This is a genomic window from Alteromonas sp. NFXS44 (assembly GCF_040148705.1).
Lineage (GTDB): Bacteria > Pseudomonadota > Gammaproteobacteria > Enterobacterales > Alteromonadaceae > Alteromonas.
In genome coordinates, this window is sequence record NZ_JAGDEA010000004.1 from 1 (window position 1) to 4,404 (window position 4,404).

1 protein-coding gene is annotated in these 4,404 nt (G+C 54.6%); it reads right to left on the reverse strand.

Annotated elements, in window-relative coordinates:
* Nucleotides 1–4,404: beta strand repeat-containing protein (locus J3369_RS05270; RefSeq protein WP_349584615.1), on the reverse strand; the 4,404-nt coding region annotated here is incomplete at both ends.

Below are 4,404 nucleotides of genomic sequence, written 5' to 3' on the forward strand. Positions count from 1 at the left end.
TGGCCGACCAGGTACCATCGCCCAGTACTGTTGCGTTGAAGCTCTGGGTATCGCCGTTACCGTCGGTAATGTCGATGGTTACCAGTCCGCCGATTTCATCAGAGGTACCGGAAATCAACGGCGTGTCACTGGCCAGATCGGTGATCGGGTTGATGTTCAGCACTGGCAGTGTCAGGTCGATGAGGCCGGAAGTATTCACCGTGGCCAGATTGCCGGCATCATCCAGTACCGACACGTTCACATCCAGTAAGCCTTCTGAAATCGCCATGGGTACGTTGGCTGACCAGGTACCGTCGCCGAGAACTGTCGCGTTGAAGCTTTGCGTATCGCCGTTACCGTCCGTGATATCGATGGTTACGATACCGCCGATTTCGTCAGACGTACCGCTGATGAGCGGTGTATCGCTGGCCAGATCGGTGATCGGGTTGATATTCAGCACTGGCAGCGTCAGATCAATCAGGCCGGAGGTGTTCACCGTGGCCACATTACCCGCTGCATCCAGTACCGACACGTTGACATCCAGCAAGCCTTCAGAAATCGCCACAGGTACGTTGGCAGACCAGGTACCGTCGCCGAGAACTGTCGCGTTGAAGCTTTGCGTATCACCGTTACCGTCGGTAATGTCGATGGTTACGATACCGCCGATTTCGTCAGAGGTACCGGAAATCAACGGCGTGTCACTACCAAGGTCTGTAACCGGGTTAACGTTGAGTACCGGCAACGTTAAATCAATCAGGCCGGAGGTGCTGACAGTTGCAACGTTGCCCGCATCATCCATGACCGATGCGTCGATTGTCAGTAATCCTTCATTGAGATCTGATGGTACATTGACAGACCAGGTACCATCAGGCTGAACCGTGGCAGAGAGGGTTTGTTCAACACCTAAGCCGTCTACAAGCACGATTTCAACGTTGGCGCCCAGCTCATCTGAAGTACCGGAGATCGTAGGCTGCACATCGTTTGTATTGACAAACGTGTCCAACGTTATGCCCGGATCGGTTGTATCGATTGTGCCCGCAGCACTCACGTTCACGATATTGCCTGAATCGTCCAGAACCTGCGCCTCAACGGTGACAGAGCCGTCCGGAAGAATGGGAAGATCTGAGCTCCAGCTTCCATCAGCCTGAACAACTGCAGACAGATTGTATTCAACGCCATCAGAATCGGTCACCGTCAACAGGACAATGGTGCCTACACCTACATCCGTACTGCCTGTAACTGTCGGAGAGTTGTCATTGGTGATATCAATAGGATCGATGATTAAGCTCGGTGCGGCCATATCAATAGTTGCAGTGAGCGTTGCTGTAGCAGTATTACCTGCATCATCTGTAGCCGATGCCTGAACCGTGAACTCACCTTCAGCCAGATCTGTGGGAACCTCAACACTGAATGAACCATCCGCGGCTACAGGAACAGTGAGAGTTTGCTCATTTCCGGCAGCATCGGTGATCACAAGTGTAACGATATCACCTTCAGGAATATCCAACGTACCAGTGATCATGGGGGTTGCATCATCATAGGTTGTAGTAACAACAACGTTTCCTGTAGGAGCTGTGGTATCCACCTCACCACTTGTCGAAGTACTACCTGTATTCCCCGCGGCATCCGTAGCAGATGCATCAACCGTGTAGTTGCCATCGGCCATGTTTGCAGGCACATCGGCACTGAACGTACCATCAGGCTGAACTGTCGCAGTGAACGTTTGTACATCACCGTTGGCATCAGTGACGGCTAATGTCACAGCCTCACCCGGCGTCAGATCCGTGGTGCCGGAGATTGTTGGCGTAGCATCATTACCGAGACCTTCAGCATCCAGTGTTACTACTGGTGCAGTGGTGTCAATATTGCCGCTGGTTGAAGCCGTGCCGGTATTGCCGGCTGCATCGGTAGCCGCTGCATCAACAGTAAAGTTACCTTCTGCCATTTCAGCAGGGACATCGGCACTGAATGTACCGTCAGGTTGCACGGTAGCCGTTACTGTTTGTGCATCACCATTGGCATCAGTGACTGTCAGCGTTACAGATTCACCGGCTGGCAGGTCTGTAGTGCCGGAAATAGTTGGTGTGGTGTCGTTACCTGTGCCCTGGGCATCCAGCGTGACTGTCGGTGCGGTGGTATCCACCGTACCTGAGGTCGAGGCAGTACCGGTGTTACCGGCAGCATCGGTAGCCGCTGCATCAACAGTGAAGTTACCTTCTGCCATTTCAGCAGGCACATCGGCACTGAATGTACCGTCAGGTTGCACGGTAGCCGTTACAGTTTGCGCATCGCCGTTAGCATCCGTCACGGTCAGGGTGACAAATTCGCCCGCTGGCAGATCGGTCGTGCCTGAAATAGTCGGTGTGGTGTCGTTGCCTGTACCTTGTGCATCCAGTGTGACTGTCGGTGCGGTGGTATCCACCGTACCTGAGGTCGAGGCAGTACCGGTGTTACCAGCCGCATCGGTTGCGGCTGCATCAACAGTAAAGTTACCTTCTGCCATTTCAGCAGGGACATCGGCACTGAATGTACCGTCAGGTTGCACGGTAGCCGTTACAGTCTGCGCATCACCATTCGCATCGGTCACTGTCAGGGTAACAGATTCACCGGCTGGCAGATCGGTCGTGCCTGAAATAGTCGGGGTAGTGTCGTTACCGGTACCTTGAGCATCAAGAGTGACCGTTGGTGCAGTGGTATCCACTGTACCGGTCGTAGAAGCAGTACCAGTGTTACCGGCCGCATCGGTTGCGGCAGCATCAACGGTGAAGTTACCTTCTGCCATTTCTGCAGGGACATCGGCGCTGAAGGTGCCGTCTGGCTGTACTGTCGCAGTTACAGTTTGTGCAGCACCATTAGCATCGGTCACCGTCAAGGTGACGGATTCACCTGCTGGCAGATCCGTGGTACCGGAAATGGTTGGCGTGGTGTCATTGCCTGTGCCCTGGGCATCCAGTGTTACCGTCGGTGCAGTGGTATCCACCGTACCTGAGGTCGAGGCTGTACCGGTGTTACCGGCAGCATCGGTAGCCGCTGCATCAACAGTAAAGTTACCTTCTGCCATTTCAGCAGGGACATCGGCACTGAATGTACCGTCAGGTTGCACGGTAGCCGTTACTGTTTGTGCATCACCATTGGCATCAGTGACTGTCAGCGTTACAGATTCACCGGCTGGCAGGTCTGTAGTGCCGGAAATAGTTGGTGTGGTGTCGTTACCTGTGCCCTGGGCATCCAGCGTGACTGTCGGTGCGGTGGTATCCACCGTACCTGAGGTCGAGGCAGTACCGGTGTTACCGGCAGCATCGGTAGCCGCTGCATCAACAGTGAAGTTACCTTCTGCCATTTCAGCAGGCACATCGGCACTGAATGTACCGTCAGGTTGCACGGTAGCCGTTACAGTTTGCGCATCGCCGTTAGCATCCGTCACGGTCAGGGTGACAAATTCGCCCGCTGGCAGATCGGTCGTGCCTGAAATAGTCGGTGTGGTGTCGTTGCCTGTACCTTGTGCATCCAGTGTGACTGTCGGTGCGGTGGTATCCACCGTACCTGAGGTCGAGGCAGTACCGGTGTTACCAGCCGCATCGGTTGCGGCTGCATCAACCGTGAAGTTACCTTCTGCCATTTCTGCAGGCATATCGGCGCTGAAGGTACCGTCTGGTTGCACAGTTGCTGTTACTGTTTGTGCATCACCATTGGCATCAGTGACTGTTAACGTCACTGATTCGCCCGCTGGCAGATCGGTTGTGCCTGAAATAGTCGGGGTGGTGTCGTTACCGGTGCCTTGTGCATCCAGTGTGACTGTTGGCGCAGTTGTGTCGATATTACCGCTGGTTGAAGCCATGCCGGTATTGCCGGCCGCATCGGTCGCAGCTGCATCAACCGTGAAGTTACCTTCTGCCATTTCTGCAGGGACATCGGCGCTGAACGTACCGTCTGGTTGTACGGTTGCTGTGACGGTTTGCGCATCGCCGTTGGCATCAGTGACTGTTAACGTCACTGATTCGCCCGCTGGCAGATCGGTTGTGCCGGAAATAGTCGGTGTGGTGTCGTTACCGGTACCTTGAGCATCTAATGTTACTGTCGGTGAAGTGGTGTCGATATTGCCACTAGTTGAAGCTGTGCCGGTGTTACCGGCTGCATCGGTTGCCGCAGCTTCAACAGTAAAGTTACCTTCTGCCATTTCTGCAGGGACATCGGCACTGAACGTGCCATCTGGCTGAACGGTTGCGGTAACGGTTTGTGCATCACCATTCGCATCCGTCACAGTTAACGTCACTGACTCACCGGCTGGCAGGTCTGTAGTGCCTGAAATGGTCGGTGTGGTGTCGTTACCGGTGCCTTGTGCATCCAGCGTGACCGTTGGGGCAGTGGTATCCACTGTACCGGACGTAGAAGCAGTACCGGTGTTACCGGCTGCATCGGTAGCGG